The 20315-nt window shown below is 39.0% G+C and carries 17 protein-coding genes and 1 other RNA gene; 9 read left to right on the top strand and 9 right to left on the bottom strand.

Going from position 1 to position 20315, the window contains the following annotated elements:
* The first annotated feature begins 966 nt into the window (after positions 1-966).
* Positions 967-1920 (top strand): methylenetetrahydrofolate reductase [NAD(P)H], encoded by a 954-nt coding sequence (gene metF / locus OCV73_RS00545; protein WP_147548348.1) that lies wholly within the window; start codon positions 967-969, stop codon positions 1918-1920.
* Between the two features lie 4 nt (positions 1921-1924).
* Positions 1925-3049 (top strand): DNA polymerase III subunit, encoded by a 1125-nt coding sequence (locus tag OCV73_RS00540; protein ID WP_147548347.1) that lies wholly within the window; start codon positions 1925-1927, stop codon positions 3047-3049.
* Between the two features lie 4 nt (positions 3050-3053).
* Here the strand turns inward: OCV73_RS00540 and OCV73_RS00535 are convergent, their stop codons facing one another.
* Positions 3054-4553, bottom strand: coding sequence for a Na+/H+ antiporter NhaC family protein (locus tag OCV73_RS00535; protein ID WP_147548346.1), 1500 nt, complete (start codon positions 4551-4553; stop codon positions 3054-3056).
* 218 nt (positions 4554-4771) lie between these two features.
* Between OCV73_RS00535 and ssrA the strand changes: the two genes are divergently transcribed.
* Positions 4772-5169: a transfer-messenger RNA gene (ssrA, locus tag OCV73_RS00530) on the top strand.
* 315 nt (positions 5170-5484) lie between these two features.
* Here the strand turns inward: ssrA and OCV73_RS00525 are convergent.
* Both OCV73_RS00525 and OCV73_RS00520 read right to left on the bottom strand, forming a co-directional pair.
* Positions 5485-6222 (bottom strand): S24 family peptidase, encoded by a 738-nt coding sequence (locus OCV73_RS00525; protein ID WP_147548345.1) that lies wholly within the window; start codon positions 6220-6222, stop codon positions 5485-5487.
* 188 nt (positions 6223-6410) lie between these two features.
* A complete protein-coding gene (locus tag OCV73_RS00520; protein WP_147548344.1) occupies positions 6411-6695 on the bottom strand; it encodes a hypothetical protein in 285 nt (94 codons plus the stop codon).
* A gap of 597 nt (positions 6696-7292) precedes the next feature.
* Here OCV73_RS00520 and OCV73_RS00515 point away from each other — a divergent pair.
* Both OCV73_RS00515 and OCV73_RS00510 read left to right on the top strand, forming a co-directional pair.
* Complete coding sequence (locus OCV73_RS00515) at positions 7293-8417, top strand: glycerate kinase family protein (protein WP_147548343.1); 1125 nt, start codon at positions 7293-7295, stop codon at positions 8415-8417.
* 66 nt (positions 8418-8483) lie between these two features.
* Positions 8484-8678 (top strand): hypothetical protein, encoded by a 195-nt coding sequence (locus tag OCV73_RS00510; RefSeq protein ID WP_147548342.1) that lies wholly within the window; start codon positions 8484-8486, stop codon positions 8676-8678.
* Positions 8679-8720: 42 nt separating this feature from the next.
* Here the strand turns inward: OCV73_RS00510 and OCV73_RS00505 are convergent, their stop codons facing one another.
* Together OCV73_RS00505 and OCV73_RS00500 are read right to left on the bottom strand one after the other, a co-directional pair.
* Complete coding sequence (locus tag OCV73_RS00505) at positions 8721-9701, bottom strand: T9SS type A sorting domain-containing protein (protein ID WP_147548341.1); 981 nt, start codon at positions 9699-9701, stop codon at positions 8721-8723.
* Positions 9702-9712: 11 nt separating this feature from the next.
* Positions 9713-11287: a choice-of-anchor J domain-containing protein gene (locus OCV73_RS00500; protein WP_147548340.1), complete on the bottom strand. Its 1575-nt coding sequence runs from the start codon at positions 11285-11287 to the stop codon at positions 9713-9715.
* Positions 11288-11644: 357 nt separating this feature from the next.
* Between OCV73_RS00500 and OCV73_RS00495 the strand changes: the two genes are divergently transcribed.
* Complete coding sequence (locus OCV73_RS00495) at positions 11645-12220, top strand: 30S ribosomal protein S16 (RefSeq protein WP_147548339.1); 576 nt, start codon at positions 11645-11647, stop codon at positions 12218-12220.
* A gap of 61 nt (positions 12221-12281) precedes the next feature.
* On the opposite strand, the gene OCV73_RS00490 is transcribed toward OCV73_RS00495, so the two are convergent.
* The 4 genes from OCV73_RS00490 to OCV73_RS00475 form a co-directional block, all read right to left on the bottom strand.
* Positions 12282-12830 (bottom strand): nitroreductase family protein, encoded by a 549-nt coding sequence (locus OCV73_RS00490; protein ID WP_147548697.1) that lies wholly within the window; start codon positions 12828-12830, stop codon positions 12282-12284.
* A gap of 97 nt (positions 12831-12927) precedes the next feature.
* Entirely contained in the window at positions 12928-13797 is an 870-nt protein-coding gene (locus OCV73_RS00485) for a TIGR01777 family oxidoreductase (protein ID WP_167551180.1), read from the bottom strand.
* A 54-nt stretch (positions 13798-13851) separates the two neighbouring features.
* Entirely contained in the window at positions 13852-14481 is a 630-nt protein-coding gene (locus tag OCV73_RS00480) for a CatA-like O-acetyltransferase (RefSeq protein ID WP_147548337.1), read from the bottom strand.
* Positions 14482-14493: 12 nt separating this feature from the next.
* On the bottom strand, positions 14494-15420 hold the full coding sequence (locus OCV73_RS00475; RefSeq protein WP_147548336.1) for a DMT family transporter: 927 nt from the start codon (positions 15418-15420) through the stop codon (positions 14494-14496).
* 417 nt (positions 15421-15837) lie between these two features.
* Between OCV73_RS00475 and OCV73_RS00470 the strand changes: the two genes are divergently transcribed.
* From OCV73_RS00470 to OCV73_RS00460, 3 genes are all read left to right on the top strand, one after another.
* Positions 15838-18237 (top strand): transglycosylase domain-containing protein, encoded by a 2400-nt coding sequence (locus tag OCV73_RS00470; RefSeq protein ID WP_147548335.1) that lies wholly within the window; start codon positions 15838-15840, stop codon positions 18235-18237.
* A gap of 31 nt (positions 18238-18268) precedes the next feature.
* Positions 18269-19579, top strand: coding sequence for a hypothetical protein (locus tag OCV73_RS00465; RefSeq protein ID WP_147548334.1), 1311 nt, complete (start codon positions 18269-18271; stop codon positions 19577-19579).
* Positions 19580-19707: 128 nt separating this feature from the next.
* Positions 19708-20310: a rhomboid family intramembrane serine protease gene (locus OCV73_RS00460; protein ID WP_147548333.1), complete on the top strand. Its 603-nt coding sequence runs from the start codon at positions 19708-19710 to the stop codon at positions 20308-20310.
* The last annotated feature ends 5 nt before the right edge of the window (positions 20311-20315 follow it).

The following is a 20315-nucleotide window of genomic DNA, read 5'->3' as shown; positions in this document are numbered from 1 at the left end:
ATACATGTATAATGATTAGATAATATATAAACAAGCATACATAAGTCGTTGTTGTTCCGAGATTATATTTTATGAAAAAGATAAAATCAATTATTCTTTAAAAAAGACTTTACATTTTATTCCATTTCATCTGTTATGGACTTTATGTTTCTGTTATCCGGTAATATGGCTTTTTATCATCCCGGTCTTCAGGTATTCTTCGTCCGGATTTTATAGCACGCGACGCAGTGGCGGATGAAGCTATGAGTCACAGAGGATTTGTATTTTACATGGGAATATATCGATCCGGTAGGTTGGTCTGTCTTTTCTGCATGCAGAACTTTTACAAGATCGGGAAAATGTGTGAGGGTGATTTTGTAATTAAACTTCCGATTTTTCATTGTCTGCTGTAGCCAGTCGATAATAGAACTTCCTGTTTCCTTTTTATTGATAAATTTAAAAGGAGGGAATGCTCTTACCTGTCATTTTTATTATGCCATGTGTACTGCGGTTATGTTGTGCGGTAGTGGATAGTTGGACTATCAAAATAAATTGTTTTTGCAAGTTCCGCGTATTTTTCTTCAGTAGAGATTTTTTGTTACCGTTAATGAATTGATTCGTTGATAGTTGATGGTATATGATATAATAATTTATTATTGAGGCGTGGAGCCGCTATTTAATTGTTTTATAAGAAATAGGGTATATACAAAAAAAATTGATTGTCATCCCGACAACCAATCTTCGTTAACCTTAAATCTAATACCATGAAAAACACGATGCAAATATAAAAAGTTTTGTGTTATAAAACATAGTTATCTGGCATGAAAAATAAGGGTTTTAATGTAATTTAATGATTGGCTGCTTTTTAATGATTTTTAGAAACGAATATTTGCATTTTGTTATGATTCTCTGTAATTATTGATACTCTGTTTTTCTGTTTGATATAAAAACAGTACATTTGTATTTCAAATGCAAGAAGAGTTATATATGAAAGTGACAGATCTGATAAACGAGAGCAAAAAAACAGGATTTTCGTTTGAGGTGCTTCCGCCGCTTAAAGGCAGTAGCATTGACCGTGTATTTAAAACTGTGGATGCTTTGCGCGAATTTAATCCGTTATATATTAATATTACGACCCATCGTAGCGAATATGTATATAAAGATACTCCCGATGGCCTGTATCGTCGTATATCGGTACGTAATCGTCCGGGTACGGTTGCCATGGCTGCCGCTATACAGCATAAATACCAGATAAATGCAGTACCGCATGTTATATGCAGCGGATTCAGCCGTAGCGAGACAGAATATGCTCTTATTGATCTTAATTTTTTAGGAATCTGTAATCTGTTACTGTTAAGAGGAGATAAGGCAAAGCATGAGAACCGGTTTACGCCGGATGCCGATGGACACGAACATGCGATTGATCTGCAGGGGCAGGTTAATAATTTTAATGAAGGCTATTTTTTGGACGGAACGAGAATGGATCTGGTACGTACCCCGTTTAGCTACGGGGTTGCCGGTTATCCGGAGAAACATGATGAATCTCCCAACCCCGATGAAGACCTGAAATGGCTAAAAGCGAAAGTAGATTCCGGAGCTGATTATATTGTTACACAGATGTTCTTCGATAATGCCAAATATTTTGATTTTGTAGAACGTTGCAGGGCTATCGGTATCCATGTTCCTATCATACCCGGAATAAAGCCGGTAGTCGTATGTAATCAATTGACCGTATTGCCTAAAGTGTTCCATGTGGATATGCCGGATACGTTGGTGACGGAGTTGCGTAAGTGCAAGGATGACGCAGCTGCGAAGGAAGTGGGTGTGGAATGGTGTACGTTGCAGGCAAAAGAATTGATATCCCGTGGAGTTCCCAGCATTCATTTCTATTCGATGATGGCAACCGAGAGTGTACGCAAGGTGGCAAAAGAAATATATTGAAAGCATGTTTTTCAAGGATGTAATAGGACAGGACGAGATCAAGGAACGGTTGCTGAATTCAGTGCATACCGGGCAAATCGCTCATGCACAGTTGATTTGCGGGCCGTCAGGGATAGGAAAGTTTCCTATGGCTATGGCCTATGCCCGTTATATTCATTGTACTAACCGCCGGCAGGATGAGGCCTGCGGGGAATGTCCTTCGTGCCGTCAATACAGTGCCTTGACTCATCCCGATCTGCATTTTGTATTTCCTATAGTTCGAAGTGAGAAGAAAAAGAAAAAATCCTGCGATGATTATGACAACGAATGGCGGGCGTTCCTTAAAGAACATCTTTATTTTGGTATAGACGACTGGCTCTCTTATATAGGTGCAGAGAATTCGCAAGCGATTATTTACGGCGACGAAAGCGAACGTATCCTGCGTAAGATGAATATGAAAACGTATGAATCTCCGTATAAAGTTATGATTATATGGATGCCGGAGCGTATGCATCAGACTTGCGCAAATAAATTGCTGAAATTATTGGAAGAACCGTATGAAAATACGGTGTTCATTTTGGTAAGCGATGAGCCTGCGAAAGTGTTGGGAACCATTTTGTCCCGTTCACAACGTGTAGCGATGAAGGCGTTGCCTGCAGAGGTTATGGCTGCCGATTTACAGGAAAAATTCGGTATAGCCCGTCAGGACGCTTTGGCTGTGGCTCATTTAGCGGAAGGGAATTATATACGAGCCCGGGAAAATCTGATGCTGAATGAAGAGAATAAAGCATATTTTGACTTTTTCGTTCGGGTTATGCGTTTGGCATATATGCGTAAGATAAAGGATCTGAAAAGCTGGAGTGAGGAAGTTTCCGACTTAGGACGGGAACGCATCAGGAAATTTCTTTCCTATATGCAGCGGATGATACGGGAGAATTATATCTATAACCTTAACAATCCTCAATTGAATTATATGAACCGGGATGAAGAAATGTTTTCTTCCCGTTTTGCACCGTTCATACATGAGCGGAATGTAAGGTCTATTATGGAACATCTTGAAAAGGCGGAGAAGGATATAGGACAGAACGCTAACGCAAAGATTGTTTTATTTGATTTATCTATCAAAATGATCATGTTGCTGAAAAATTAGAATATCATATTTTCTGGATACGGATATTTCGGATGACCGTATTATTCTCTGTAATTTCTTTTTCCTGTTTGCCCGGATATATTTTATAGCCGAGTAGAATGACCGCAATAGACATAATAGGACTCAGTATGTTAAAGAAGCAGAAAGGGAGATAAGTGAGTGTAGAAACTCCCAATACTGTTGCTTGTGTCATACCGCAGGAATTCCATGGAATAAGAACCGATGTTACGGTCACGGAATCTTCGACCGAACGGCTGAGCAGACGGCTTTCCAGTTTTTGTTTCTTATAAAGTCCTTTGAATAAATTACCGGTTAGGATAATGGACAGATATTGATCGGCAGTGCATACATTAAAGAATAAGCCTGAAGACACGGTAGAGATGACAGCCGTTTTCGGTTTTTTGACAAAACGGAGGAAAATAGATGTGATGCTTTTTAACATTCCGCTTCCGGACAGTGCGCCTCCGAAACACATAGCACATAAAATAAGCCATATTGTATTCATCATACCCGACATGCCTCGCGTGGCTATCAGGTTATTTATTTCGGTATTACCTGTGTCTATGTTTGTCGAACCATAAATGCTCGTCATGACTCCTTTAAAACCTGCAGTGAAATCAAAGGCTCCATTTCCCGATATTTTTTGTAAAATATCCGGTTGGAATATTACCAGAAATATGGCGGCTAAAACTGTAGACAAGAATAAGGTGATGATAGTTGGTAATCTTAATGCAATAAGCACACCTGTAATAACAGGTACCATAAGCAACCAGGGAGTAATATGGAATGTTTCATTTAATGTATTTGAGAAAGCGGCTATTTGATCGTAGGATGTTACCGTGTGATTAAGCCCGGCTACGGTAAAAATGGCAAGAGTGATAATGATTGATGGAACGGTGGTAACGAGCATATAGCGGATGTGTGTAAAGAGAGGGGTTTCGGTAGTGGAGGATGCTAGTACTGTGGTATCGGAAAGAGGGGATATTTTGTCGCCGAAATAAGCGCCCGAAATAATAGCTCCGGCTATCCATCCGATCTCGAATCCCTGTGCTTTTCCTATTCCTATAAATGCAACTCCGATGGTAGCAATAGTAGTCCACGAACTGCCTGTCATAATAGATATAGCAGCACAGATGATACAGGTTATTGCCAGAAAGAATTTGGGATGCATGATTTGTAATCCGTAGTAGATAAGGCTGGGGACAATGCCACTCAGCATCCAGGTACCGGCAATAGAACCTATAAGCAGTAGAATGATAAGGGCTGGAGTTACTTTCTTGACGTTTTCTCCTATATGTTCTTCCAGTATTTTCCAGGAAATGCGATAACCGAGTATAGCGATGAGAATGCATACCGCGCTGGAAATAAGTAGCGATACTTGGCTTGCACCCGATAAGGCTTCTCCGCCGAATACTTTTATAACCATGAATAATATGCAAACTAAAGTAATAATAGGAATAAGGGATATTAAAGGAGAGGGTATGGGTGCTGTAGACTCTTTCATATTAGGTGTTGTTCTTATTGTGTGCAAAAGTAGTGAAAATTGTATATATAATCTTGTTTCTGTATATTAAATCATATTTTTAAGCTTTAAATGTAATAATATGCAATATATATGCATTATTGAATTTTAAAACAAGAAGAGTTATTTATTAAATCAAAATATAGTATCTTTGTAACAAACTACGTCTACGGCCACAAGAGTGGTCTTTGTGACAAACTGGGGATGACCGGTTTTGACAGCGGGTAGAAGTGGTGTGTAAGCATGCAGAGCGTAGATGGCTTGCTCTATAATCTCAGACATCAAAAATTTAACTGGCGAAAATAATTACGCTCTTGCTGCTTAATCGAAGTATAGTAGATTAGCTTAATCTCCGCAATAGTTGTGGAGACGGGACATCACCCGGATGCTGTGGTTCCGAAGCGGTCCGAAACGGTGGTGCAATAATATCGGAAATAGCTTGCTGTTTGTCTTGGACAGTTGGTGAAATTTTAAAGACTAAGGTATGGATTGGTGGCTTCGGTCTTGTCTGTACCCGACAATCGAAACGAAGATAAGCATGTAGAAAGCTCATTAGTTCCTCGTTTGGACGAGGGTTCGAATCCCTCCATCTCCACAAATGATGTTGATTTTTAGCGGATTGAATGCATAGCTCCCTGTTTTTATAACTATTTGTAAAACTGGGAGCTATGTATATTCGTCCTTTTTTATGGATTAAATCTTTTGCGGTAATCCTTTTCTAAGGATATTTATAAAGTATAATTATAATGGTATTCTATTTAAGAACGATAAGATGAGTACGTTTAGTAAGTTTTGAGTGCTTGCAAAAATAAAGGTAGCATATTCCTGATCTAATTAAATACAGTTCAAGTATCGCAGGTGATTCTCCATCTCGGGCATTAATCAGACGGACAGGATAGATTTTATAGAGTGTTTATCTTCTCATGCTTCGATCTACTATTTTGATGATATTATAGATTTCGTATATATTGTCAAGGTTTAATTCAAAATCATTGTATAAGCTATTTAGGGGATGGCAAATGATAATTCCTTTTTCGGTATCCTGTCCCGACAAGCGTTTAATTGTTACACCTTCTTTATGTACGATAACGAAATCCCAATCATCTATCTGTAATTTATTCTTCCATAATTCGCGTTTAACTTCTCTTCCCAGGACGATATCTTTATCGCATATTGCGTTTCGGGTTCCGTCGTCCATACTGTCGCCGTCCACTTCAAAACATCTGTATTCTCCTTGAAAATCTTTGTCGATTATAACTGGAATGGTTGGTAATCTGTGAAGATATTCATCATTGTCGCATCCTGTTGTATAATAATTTGCGTTGTGTATGGAAACCAGAGGAATATGTGAAAAATAAGGACTTTTGCTCCTGTAATACGCTTTATTTTCATTAACAGGAAAAGAATTCTTTTCGGGAAAATTATAGCCGGAATTTAACATATTTCCTTCTCCGGTGAATAACCAGGCCTGGTTTATTTCGGGAAAAACTGTTATAATTTTTTTTGCAAAGGACGGACTTATTTTTTTTATTTTACCTTTCTGTATGTCGTATATGTTCTGTACCGTCTTCAATCCGATTGTTTGAGCGAATTTTCTGGCGGACATTCCCGTATATGTAAGTAATTGTTTTATAATTTCCGGACTTTCCATATTTGAATATTAAAATATGTGTAGTTTTTAGTTTTAAATGAAAATAAAAATTAAATTACTTGTAATATTTAAGTATAATACTTGAATTTAATTATATTTGTACTGTCTGTAACTACAAACATAGGCAGAATAAATGTATTTTGCAATATGAAATACTAATTAAATGGGAAAAAGCTTTTTTATTCAAGTCATTTCTGGTATACTTCGCAACAAAAATGTTTATTTTCGTTGTGAGAAAGGAAATAGACCCATCCTGTTTTCAGGATGATGTGTAATCCTTCTTTGGTTTCGCGTAAATCCAGTATATTTGTATACAAGATGAAATCTCCTCCCAGGAATCGTATCCCGTTATCTGTCAAAGTAAGATGATGTAACCGGATATAAGGCTGTATTTTCTGGCATGTAATAAACGGATGAACCGGTTCTATATGTTTTAGAAAATGAAGAACTATTTTTCCTTTTAGTGTGGTCATGGATAAAATGAAGGAGTGAAAAATGATAAAAAATAATTATCAGTGTCGTCCCGAAACGAAATTTCGGGTTCATGGACATTTATCTATGACGTGTTAGAATAATGCTGAGGGGCAGCAATGAGAATATGCTTTTTCATATATACCTTATATGTGTTTACAGAAAAAAGAAGGCGCGGGGAATATCTATCGGCTTTGAGGTACCGCCAAGCACCCACTCATTCAATAGATAATAGCCCCACGCCTTTTCTGTATATATGCAAAACACATATAACGGAGAAAAGACGGAGATCAATTATCTATTATCAATGAATGAGTTAAAAATTGGCGGTTTTCAAAGCCACTGATAATAGAAAACGCTTTCCGTTAAAATTATGCCCTCGACTCTTCAAGGGAATTCAATGATACAAAAATAAATAAAAAAACGGATAATTCAATTTGTTTTATTTATTTCAAATCGATTGTTCCAAATGTTAACAGTTCTTACAGTAGAGCTTCGTGCTTTGAATGGCAGATGTGATGATACTTTTGTTCTGTTTGTTGGATAATAAAAGTATATTTGTAGGAAAGGTTTATAAATGTACATAGAAATAATAGATAATGAAAAAAATAGTAGTGGCTTCCGATTCTTTTAAAGGTTGCCTTTCTTCTTTACAAGTTGCCGATGCCGTGAGAACTGCTATAATAGGAATATATCCCGCTTGCGAGGTCGTTTCTGTCCCGATGGCCGATGGAGGAGAGGGGACAATGGCGACTTTGGTAAATGCTACACGGGGGCACTTTTTCCCATGTAATACATATGATCCTCTAATGCGGCCTATAAACGCTTTTTGGGGTGTATTAGGGGATGGCCTGACGGCTGTAATAGAGTTGGCGCAAGCGAGTGGACTGATGTTGCTTAATGAAAGGGAATATAATCCGGAGAAGACTACAACTTACGGAACCGGGATAATCATTGCTGAAGCGTTACGGAAAGGATTTCAAAAAATTATTCTTGCTATCGGCGGGAGCGCTACTAACGATGCGGCCATAGGATTATTATCCGCTCTCGGTTTTCATTTTCTCGATGAAGCAGGTAATGAGGTGAAGCCCGCCGGAGGAAATTTGAAGCAAATAGTGTCTATAGATGATAAAGATGTTATGCCGGAATTGAGAAATATCCAGCTTCGGATCGCTTGCGATGTGGATAATCCTCTTTATGGTACGAACGGGGCTGCTTATATGTTCGCTTCTCAGAAAGGGGCGGACGAGTTTATGACAACCAGACTGGATTGCGGTTTACGTTCTTTTGCCAAGGTTGTTGAGGGTAAATATAATGATAGATCATATATGATTCCCGGAGTAGGAGCTGCGGGTGGTGTAGGATATGGTTTAAAGGTGTTTCTGAATGCAGAGTTGGTGAGAGGAGCTGATTGGATAATGGACGTTTTACGTTTTGAAGATTTGTTGAAAGGAGCAGATTTGGTCATAACCGGAGAGGGAAGTATCGATTCCCAGACAATTCACGGGAAAGTGCCTGTCTCGGTGGCGAGGAGGGCGCGCCTGCAAAATATTCCGGTTTGGGCTGTCGGAGGAAAAACAGAAGATATTCCCGGTCTGGCAAATGAGGGAATATCACGTGTCATTACCGTTACTCCTCCTGGTATGCGGAAAGAAAGGGCTTTAAATCCGAAAACTGCACGTGAGAACATTATACATGTATTGCGGAGTGCTTTGCTAAGTTAGGAGAAGGAAGTTCTTTTGTAATGATAGCCGTAAGTATTATCTTTGTTATTCTTAATGATAAATGATATGGGAAAGAAGAAAATGATTAAAGATGATTATCTGAAAGCTTCTCGGCGTGGTAGTCGTGAAGCGGAAATAGAAATGTATGGACATCCGGTATCGTATCATCGGATAATTACCAGTAAGAAAGTTTATGATCGTAAAAAAATGAAGGCAGAGGATAAAGGCTCTGCCTTATTTTTATTGTATATTCAAATATAAATAAACTCCGTAACTCAAATTTAAAGTACGGGGTTTATTGCTTTAGAGGGATATTTTGACTGTTTCATTACCTATCCGTAGTATATATATCCCCCTATAAAGATTCATAATAGAGTTTTTCCCTATGTTCCCGTTTAGTCTTTTTACTATTTGTCCGGTGATATTATAGAGAATAATGTCTTTTGCTTCTTCCAGATTTATTTCCAACCCGTTGGTTGTTCGGTCAATAGAAAAAAAGCTGTTTTTACTGGTAGGTACAATTCCTGAAGTAATGCCGACAGCTTCTTCCCACGATGTTGCAGCACGTATGCCGTCGATGACCATTTGCTGACCGTCGCTATATTGACGGAGAACGAAACCATTGGGTAAAACGTCCGGTTTGGTGGCATCGCTTAACGGACCTATCGTAGCTGTTTCCGGTTCATTTTTTGTTATTTCATCCAATACGTAAAGCCTTACCTGGTCATTATTGTTTCCCGGAACAATATCATATCGTATGATAAAAAGATATGTTTTTCCTTCCGGGGAAAAGAAAGAAGAAGATGAATATTCGGACTTTTGATTATCGGCAAAAGATAATCCTACCTGTCCGTCGCTGTTAGCATAAACCCGTCCGTGATAATTATGAACCGTATAACTTACTGTTCCGTCCCATAAGGAGACGAAGTATGAGGCTTTGTCACTCCAGGATACTCTTCCCATAAAAGCTACATAGGCGCTTCCTTTTGTAATAGGGCGATCGAAAGCATGACGAACGTCTTCTCCGTTTGCGTCTATAACTGCTGCTCCCCCTATATCAGAGCCGGGATAGCCCGGGAAAGATAATCCGTTGGTAACAGATATCGGGGAGCTTCCTGTGCTGAATGCTTCCCACCCGTGTGCCGATAAAAGATCTCCGATTGGATAATCGAAATTCTCGGTATAAACGATTTCACTATAGGCGGGTAATACAGATATGATGATTAAAAAAGAAGAAGCGCAGATAGTCCGCGCTTCCTTCCTTAGATAGTTTATAATATTCATTCTTATTTTTCTTAAAGAACAACTTTTGCTACTTTGTTACCGGCTTTTACGATAACTAATGCGGAACCGTTTACATTAATGGCATTAAGACCGTCGGTAGCTTTTTTAGCCATTAATTTCTGTCCTAATGTATTGTAAACTTCAATAAGTTCGCCGGCTACGGCATTTACATAAATAGTCCCGTTTGCTGCGTATATATTTGTTTCGTTATTACTTGCAGATTCAACACCAGAAGTCGCTGCTTTAATTTGAATCTGATGGATTTGCCATGTAGAAGAACCCTCTGCACTATCGTCTGAAGTATATTTAAATGCAAAATGAATTTGTCCGCTACCTGCTACTGTTATATCTCCAGACGGGGTAATATTGGAATAACCGCTGGCAGGAGTTGCAGGCCAAGTTGCATCTTTTGTAATTTCGGTCCATGTTGCAGCTGTAGGATCGCCTACGCCTTTATAATTTTTAGAGTATAAAAGTTGTAATGGTTTGCCGGCGTAAGCTGTCTTCGTGTCGAAAGAAATAGTAACGCCGTCATTAGAATTAGAAGTAATGCCCGGAGTAATTAACCAGTCCTCATTGGCAGAAGAAGGTTTGCCAGCACCCATTTGGGCGTAAGTTTCAGTCGTTCCGCTATTTTCAAATTGTGCCCAGAACCAAGTACGGCTACCGCTTACGCTGTAAGCATATGTGTCGCCTAAATCTGTTGCGAAATTTTGCTCATAAGGCAAAGTCGCTGTTTGAGGAGCTTCGTATATACCTTTTATATTTACGGTTTTACTTGCGGTTCCGCTTACCATATTTAATGTAGCCTCATATTCGCCTCCGGCTTTGGGAGCAAATTTTACTGTAAGAGTTCCTCCGGCTGCAGTTAAGTCACCTGTAACGGTAAATACATTATTATCGTCAGCTAAAACATAAGTGATAGGAGCAGTAGTATTTGTTCCCGTTACAACTAAATTTTTGCTTGTTTCGGTAGCGTCGTAAACCGTTCCGAAGTCAACGTTTTCAGCGGTAATTACCGGTGCATCGGCGGCTTTGTCGCCGTTAATAGTGATATCATCGATTCTTAAACCATTGGTCGTAGCTGTAGAGTTCCCCGTAGCTGAAGCTTCTATTATGATTTCCGTAGCTGAAGCTTCAGGAATCTGTGTCGTACAGGTAATTGTCTGATATTCGTTTTGAGTAGTCAGCACGGTTTCGGGAAATTCGATGGTTGTTCCGTTTGCAGTTATGGATAAAGCAAGTTTTGCACCTCCTTTATTGGGAGCTATTTTAAAAGACAATACCATGTTGTTGCATCCGCTGGTATTGATGTTGGATATTTTAATTCCGGCATCTTTTCCAGCTGGTAACCAAAGGTGCGGATTTAGACTTGACGTTTTACGGATATCTCCTGCAGTGTTATTCGTAGCCACATAAGAGACACCGTTTACTGCCTGGTCAAATCCTTTGCAGGCATCTATTTTACCTTTGTCGGGAGTTACGTTGTCGAAGGTCTCTTTGTAGATTTCCTCTGCAAAGGCGCTTGTACTCATGAACAGAGTAGCTGCCAGAAATAAACTTTTAAGAAGAGTAGATTTTTTCATAAATGTTTTGTTTTTAGGTTAGTAATATTTAAACAATTTATATGTTCCATATTATGGACCGAAAAGAAAATAAGTTACCAAAGTTATATATATTATATGTAATAAACAAGTCTCAGAGTGTATTTTGCTGCAAAAATGCAAAAAATAATATATGAAATACGTTACATTACTATGACGAATTGATATGTTCTGGTATTTTTAACAATTCTATTCAATAAGTTTTTTGAAAGAATAATGACGGGTAAAAAATAAAAATGGGCTGAATGTTCATTTCTGCTTAAATTGTTTTGCAGAACAAAACATAAATCTTACCTTTGCACCGCTAATGCAATTACTAACAATTTAATAAAATTTCAAATGGCAACAAAAATCAGATTACAAAGACATGGCCGTAAAGATTACGCGTTCTATCAGATTGTAATCGCCGATAGCAGGGCACCACGTGATGGTAAGTTTATTGAAAGGGTAGGTTCTTATAATCCGAACACTAATCCTGCTACAATAAATTTGAATTTCGAAAGAGCTTTGTATTGGCTGACAACCGGTGCTCAACCCACCGATACGGTTCGTAATATACTTTCAAACGAAGGTGTATTATTGAAGAAACACCTTTTAGGTGGTGTGAAAAAAGGAGCCTTTTCCGCTGAAGAAGCAGAAAAGCGTTTTGAAGCCTGGTTGAAAAACAAACAATCTGCAACAGAAGCCGCGAAAGCTAAATTGAATGATGCTAAAGCTATAGAAGCCAAAAAGCGTCTTGAAGCCGAACAGGAAACTAATAAGGCTAAAGCCGAAGCTGTTGCTCAAAAACGTGCAGAAATAGCTGCTGCCAAGGCTGAGGCCGAAGCTGCGAAAGCTGCCGAGGAAGCTGCTGCCGCCGCTCCGGTGGAAGAAGAGGCTACCGCAGAAGCTCCTGCTCAAGAAAGTGCTGAATAATTAATATGCAGCATACATAAAAAAGGTGGCCTAAAAGCCACCTTTTTTATATTCTGTCGTATTACCATACATTATAGTGGATAACGGACGGATTATATTTATTTTTAGGAGTGTTTTTTCCGGCCGGGTATCCGAGCGGGATTACACACAAAGGTATAATGTTCGCCGGTAATTTTAAAGTTTCGCTTACAGCTTTAATGCGGTCTGGGTACGGAAACGCAGCAGTCCATACAGCTCCTAATCCCAGTGATTCTGCTGCTAAAAGTATATTTTCTGTGGCTGCGGAGCAATCTTGTACCCATGCATCCGATTTGATGGAATCTCCACAGACTACGATAGCCTGTTTTGTTTCTTTAAGCATTTTAGCAAAAGGCAGTTTTTCCCCTAATGATTGTAATATTTCATTATCGGTAATAATGATGAACTCCCAGGGACGTATATCCCTGCTTGTAGGTGCGGCCATACCAGCCCGGACGAGAGTGTCTAACAGTTCTTTTTTTACCGGTTGTGGGGTGTAGTTACGTACGCTTTTCCGGTTCATGATGTTCTCGTAAACAATATTTGCTTCTTTGCCGGATGATTTCTTATCCTGGCAAGAACAGAAAATCATGATAGCCAGGGTAAAATAAAGTAGATTTTTTGTTTTCATTGTTATTTATAGTATTAAGTCATGTCTGACAAAGTAAATTATATTTTTGTACTTCCCGTCATTTTTTTGTTTTTTTAGGAGCTGTTCTTTGTAAAAAATCTTCGGCATTCGGTGAAATAAAAGAAAAACCGTATTCTGGCAATTTGACCGGTTTAGCATGCTGACCTTCCGTAAATACAGTTGAAGCTTTACCATATAATAGTTTGAACAGGAGAGCAGGTACAGATAATATGATACCTATATGATAGGCATTGGCTATAGCTTTGGCTAACTCTCCCTGGGTAATAGATTCTGGTGTTGTACAGTTTACAATACCATCTAATTCCGGATGAGAAATAATAAATTCCATGGCACGCATAAGATCTGCCAGTGCGATCCAGGAAATAATTTGATGACCATTCCCGATCCGAAAAGATATTCCCCAAGGGATTGACCGTACCATTTGCGGAAATGCGCCTCCATTAGAGGAAAATACGACGCCAAACCGGGTGATGACCAGCCGGATATCGGAGGATACTTGGTTTGCCTCTGCTTCCCAATCCCGGCACAGTGCGGGAAGGAAACCTTTTCCTTGCCGGTGATTGTATTCGTTATGTATACCTTGTGAATCATAAAATCCTACAGCTGAAGCCGAGATCAGCAGTTCCGGCTTATGAGATAAACTATTTATAGCTTTTACCAGTTGGCGGGTTACATCTACCCGGCTGGAATATATTTCATGCTGGTATGATTTAGACCATCGGTGATTAATGGAAGCACCGGCAAGATTGATAACGACATTAGTGCCTTCCAGTGTTTGTTTTAGTTTATGCTGATCATAATAAATAGCTCTCCCGATAGGTATCACAGAATGTCCTATACAGGAAAGATAATGAGAAAGATTGGAACCGATAAATCCTGTAGCTCCGTTAATAGCAATATTCATCATTGATAGTTTTTGTATTAGCAAAAACATCTCGAAATACAGGATTGTTCGCTATTTTCAGTCTTCGTCCAGTAATTCCTGAAACCGGTTCCAGAATAGTCCTACGTTATATCCGTCGGTAAAGCCATGATGAAAGTTCATTACTGCAGGCATTTGGAGACGCCCTTCTTTTGAAACCATTTTTCCTAAAGCCATAAGCGGTATGCTTTCTCCCGCATTTTGCGGGATTTGAAATGTCGCTCCTGTGAAATTATACCATTTATTGATACTTACGACAAAAGTGTCTTTACGAGCATCGGCGCTATATGCATCTCCTTCTCCTCTTTCTGCAGCTTCGATAATAGGTAGGGCGGCTTGCGAAAATCCGGAAAATGTTTTATAATACGGTAAAATGACCGACGAGAAAGAATGATCGGCACGGGCGATAGGCGTATTAAGTTCGATGCGATCATATAAATAAATTTCACCATCCAGTTGGCGATACCGTAAAGATTCGTTTTCGTTTACCGCTTTTAAAGCAGCATACATACAATATAACGAGAATTTATAACCTTTTTCTTTAGATTTTTTGTATGCTTTTGTTACATCCATTTCTACAGTTATACTGAAGAACGGGGTAACAAAATCTTTAAAGAACAGATAGTTCTCTTTTCTTTTCCACGTATTGATATCTATTTTGGTTCTCATATCGATTGGGTTTTATGGTTTCTTTCCGGCTATTTCGGTTCGTATAAAATGTTGAAATTCTTTTAAATATTTGGAGAGAGTATGTGATACTATAATGAGGATGACCGCCAGAATAATAAGAGTCATTCCTATGGCCAGACTAATTGAGAAAGGTTCTCCGAATACAAAAATTCCAACGCATACAGCCGTTAATGGTTCCATTGCTCCCAGTACAGCCGTCGCTGTAGAGCCTATGTAATGTACCGAGTAAACCATTGTGACACATGAAATAATGGTAGGAATAAGAGCGAGGAGTATGATATTGACTATGGAATCTGTATCCGGGAGTATTTGCAGATTGTTATAAGAAGTCGTTTTCAATAAAAAAAATAGCGAGCTGACTGTCATAGCATAAAATGTAATTTTTATTCCGGACATATGAGAAACCGTAGAGCTGTTTATTATAACCAAATATACTGCATAAGATAATGCTGACAGCAAAACGAGTACGATACCTGTCGTATATAACGGTCCTTGCGTGTCTCCTCCATATAAAAGATAAATGCCTGTGAATGCTAGGGTAATGGCTGTAATAATTATCAATGAGATTTTTTCATGGAAAAAAACAGCCATGATAAGTGTTACAAAAATAGGATATGAGAAAAGTATCGTAGCTGCAATTCCGGCCGGCATGAAATTATAGCTTCGAAACAGGCAGAGTGCCGATAGAGCGAATAATATTCCTAATGTAATTAACGGCAATATTTCATTTTGCCCGATACGGAAAGATACTTTCCGGAATAACATAAGTACGGCTAAAGCAACGGTAGCGCAGGAAAAGCGGTAAAACAGTACCGAATCAAAAGCGATCCCTTTATTCATGATTGGAAGAGCAAAGAGCGGAATGAGACCGTATGTCCCAGAAGATATGCAACCATAAAGAATACCTTTTAATTTCATAGGTGAATTTTGTTGTCGTAAATGCAGAAATTATTAGCAAAAGAGAAATGGTTATGAGGATGGTTTGTTGTGTTAAATATTTGATTATAAAACATATATGTGTGATTTATAATGCGCATGATTTGAAATATTTTCGGTTGCGAAGGTAATGCTAAAAATAAAAATATCCAATCCGGTAAATATATAATTTTTTAGTGTTTAAAATATTCGTGACCTGTTTTTATCTGATTATCGTTCAGTTTTATATTAGAGTATAGGTGGCAATGATTTATCTGAAAATAAAGGTAACTTTTAATGAAAAGTGGTTTTGAGCATTTATATCCGTGAATATTCTTCATATTTTAACGTGTATTCGGAAAATATGATTAATTTTGCTGCTGAAGTTACATGAATCTGTAATATATACATGTTGATTGCATGATCCTATCGGAGGTAAAGAGGCTCGTTTGTCCTTTGTGGATACGAATCCGCAAGTTTTATTACTGTTGTGAAAGCAGTATAATTAGGTACAAGGCATACTACAAAAGGTCGCCCTGGTATGGAAAGATGGGTCTGTGCGGACTTAATTTTCTCATCGTTTTTCTGTTGTACTTATTTCTGGTAGATATTAATTTTCTATGGTTATTTGGTAAATCTCCCGGATTATCCAGTATCAATAATCCGTCTCAAAATATTTCTTCTGTTATCTATAGTGCCGATAATAAGCCTATCAGTAAGTTTTTCAGGGAAAACCGGTCTCCGGTGGAATATGACGAGATCTCCCCTATATTGATACAAACGCTTATTTGTACTGAGGATGAGCGGTTTTACCAACATTTCGGTGTAGACCTGCAAGGTATATTTGCAGCTGTTAAAGACATGGCTCATGGCCGTGCGCGTGGAGCCAGTACCATTACACAGCAGCTTGTAAAGAATATGTTCAAGGTGCGTTCCCAATATTCTACCGGATTATTGGGTTACATTCCCGGAGTGAAATTACTCGTTATGAAAACAAAGGAATGGATCACAGCTGTGAAAATAGAGATGTTCTATTCCAAAAAAGAGATTCTTACGATGTATTTCAATACGGTCGATTTCGGCAGTAATGCGTTCGGGGTAAAAACGGCTTGTAAGACCTATTTTAATACTATACCGTCTGATGTTACCGTAGAACAGGCGGCTACTCTTATCGGTTTGTTAAAGGCTACGACTACTTATAATCCTCATTTAAATCCTAAAAACAGTTTAAAACGCCGGAATGTGGTACTGAATAATCTGTTCAATCATAAGTTGATAACGGAAATTCAATATGATTCTTTGAAAAATATTCCTATAAAACTGAATTACAATATCGAGTCCAATTATGACGGAACTGCACTATATTTTAGAGAAGCAGTTGCCGGTTTTTTGCAGGAGTGGTGCAAAGAAAATGATATGGATCTGTATGCCGACGGATTAAAGATATATACCACACTGGACACACGTATGCAACAATATGCCGAGGAGGCAGTGGACAAACAGATGCGTATCGTACAGCGCAATTTTAACAGTCATTGGGGACGGGAAAATCCCTGGCAGGATAGGAAACATAAAGAGATTCCCGGTTTTATTGAAGATTTGGCGCAGAAAACGGTCTCATATAAGCAACTTAAGCAAAAGTTTCCGGATCAACCGGATTCCGTTACTTATTATCTGAACAAGCCTCATCGCCTTAAAGTGTTTGATTATAAGTTTGGCGTGAGAGACACATTGATGAGTACTATGGATTCTATACGATATATGGAACGTTTTATGCATTGTGGTTTTGTTGCAATGGAACCGCATACCGGTCATGTAAAAGCTTGGGTAGGAGATATTAACTTCGATTCATGGAAATATGATAAAGTGCTTTCGAAACGTCAGCCCGGTTCTACGTTCAAACTTTTTGTATATGCGGCGGCGATAGAGGCTGGAATGGAACCATGTGATGAGGAGATAGACCGGTATGTGGATTGGGACGTTACGGAAAAAGGGAAGCCCGCTAAGTGGGTTCCTCACAATGCCGATGGAAATTTATCGGGCGATACATTATCTCTAAAAGCGGCATTTGCACGTTCTATTAATACCATTGCCGTTCAGGTAGCAAAAAAAGTTGGGATTCCGAATATTATAAAGATGGCCCGGGCTATGGGTATAAATTCTCCATTGGATGATACGCCTTCGTTGAGTTTGGGAGCTTCGGATGTTTCGTTGCTTGAGTTGGTCAATGCCTATTGTACGGTAGTAAATGACGGGATGTCTCATAACCCCGTATGGGTTACCCGTATCGAAGACCAGGACGGTAACGTGCTGTATCGTTATAAACCCGGGCAGAAAAAAGCAATGACTTATGAAACGGCTTTTCTTATGACCGAGATGCTGAAAGCAGGACTTACCGAGCCGTTGGGGACTTCTCAGGCATTATGGGGGTACGATCTATTTAAATATGATACGGAATTTGGCGGTAAAACCGGAACTTCGTCCAACCATTCCGATGCCTGGTTTGTTGGAATTACACCAGCATTGGTCGGAGGTTCCTGGGTGGGGGGGGAATACCGTAGTATTCATTTCCGCACAGGCGCTCTGGGACAGGGAAGCCGGACCGCTTTACCTGTATTTGCTTACTTTATGGAAAAGGTACTGGCTGATAAAAGCCTGTCCCGATATAGGGGCAAATTTTCCGGGCCTAAGGTGCCTGTAAATAAATCATATAAGTGCCAGACTATTTACCATCGGCCGGATACGGATACGATCCGGGTAAACACAGATAGCATGGATATAGAAAATATTTCTATTATTTCAGAAGAGACTGTAGATTAATATATATTGTAAAATTTAAAAACAAAAGCGTATGAAAAAATTTACTGAAAAAGCGAGTGTTATTTTAATAATAGCACTTTGTGCAATGATCCCGTTGACCGCATTGTCCGCCGGCCGTGCCAAATTGAACAAAAGAATCGTAAAAGCTCCGGCTGCCGGTGAATGGATTGCCGAAATAGATTATTACGGTTCTTATTATGCAGATGAAGGTATTGATGCCTCTGATTTTGAACTTATTTTAGTAAAAGGAGATGTTGGCTTAGATGAAATGACGGGAGAACCGACTGGTGACGGAGAATTATATTATTTTGAATTTATGGGACAACCGGGCAATCCTGATTTTGTAGGTACTTATACGGTTGATTTCGCTTTTTCGTATGATCCGGGAACGGTAATAGCCGGAGAGCCGGTTAATTTTCCTAATTACCCCTCTTATTATTATGATGGAACGAAAGTCCGCTATATGATGAGCGGTACGATGACTATCAGTGGTACGGAAGGAAATTATACTATTGCCATTGATATGAAGGATGATGAAAGTAAAGATGTTAAAATGACTTATACAGGCGATGTGTACTTCTATGACGAAAGTGGAGACGATGAACCTGTAAATCCCGGTACGGGCGGTGTCGTTTTCTTGGAAACATTCGGGGATAAAGCTGTTACGAAGACCTATGGTCCGAATCAGAATAGCTGGCCTTACCCGGATCAGTTCACTGACTGGTCGAATCCTTCATGCGTTTTTGGCGGACAAAATGCTTCGGTAAGAAACGTAAATGACGTGAATAACATTTGGTTTGTCGCTAATAAAGAATCTTTCTTCTCTATCTCCGGCATTAATGTGGCAGGATATAGTAATTTGGAACTTTCTTTTGATATGGCTTGCGGTAATTCAAAAGAAAATACAGGTAATTCTAGTAAAATGACCGTGACTTGTAATGATGCGAATATAACAGTTCCTTCAGTGACTTTAGGTGCAATGAACGAATTCTCTAATATCAGTGGAATGAGTTTGCCTCAGGCTGATAAGCTGAATCTTAAATTCGCATTTACGGCAGCTAATAATCCTACTAATTACGGTTACCGTCTGGCAAATATCAAGATAACAGGAGAGACCGGTGGAGCAGAGGCTACAAAAATATCCTCTATGCTGGTAACAACTGAAAATGGTAAAGTTCTGGTTTCGGTAAACCGCGATAGCGATGTTCAGGTCTATAACATGTATGGTATATTGGTCGGACAAAGTAACGTTTCTGCCGGAGGAACAGATACATTCTCTTTGCCGGCGGGTGCTGTTTATATCGTTAAAGCCGGAGATCAGGTAACAAAAGTTTGTTTATAATATCTTATTATAAAAATAAAAATAAGAGTTCCGGGGAATAATGCCTCGGAACTCTTTTGTTTTACCGAATGTTACATAATAGTCGTATATTTGTTCAAATAATGAAATTTATTTAAAATAAGACAGATATGTTTACTTATATAATTATTGCGCTTACGGTTGTCATTTCTTTACGTTGTTTTAAAGATCGTCGCCTATTTGAAAAGCTGGCTTTCATTCCTTATCTTACCGTAAAAAGGAATGAATGGTATCGGCTGGTAACGCATGGTTTTGTGCATGCCGATATGACTCATTTGCTGGTGAATATGTTCACCTTTTGGTCGTTTGGGGTATATATCGAACGGGTATTCGGCTATCTTGGTTTTGGAGCTTTCGGTTTTCTCGGCCTGTATATAGGAGGAATGGTTATGGCTTCGGCGTATGATTTGTACCGTCAGCGAAACAATCCTTCATTTTTGTCGATAGGAGCTTCGGGAGCGGTTTCCGCTGTTTTATTCTCTTCTATATTTCTGGAGCCGTGGAGCAAAATACTTTTATTTGCAATCATACCTGTTCCCGGTATTGTTTTCGGTATTTTATATCTGGTATATTGTCAGTATATGGCTAAACAGTCGGGAGATAATATCAATCATAATGCTCACTTTTACGGGGCTGCTTACGGTCTTATTTATCCAGCTTTGTTGGACACCTCTCTGGTGAGTTCTTTTTTCTCCCGTCTTTTTTCTTTTTGAGTAGA

This window comes from Barnesiella propionica (genome assembly GCF_025567045.1).
Classification (GTDB): domain Bacteria; phylum Bacteroidota; class Bacteroidia; order Bacteroidales; family Barnesiellaceae; genus Barnesiella_B; species Barnesiella_B propionica.
The sequence above is the reverse complement of the archived record's forward strand: the minus strand, read 5'-3'. Positions and strand labels throughout refer to the sequence as shown.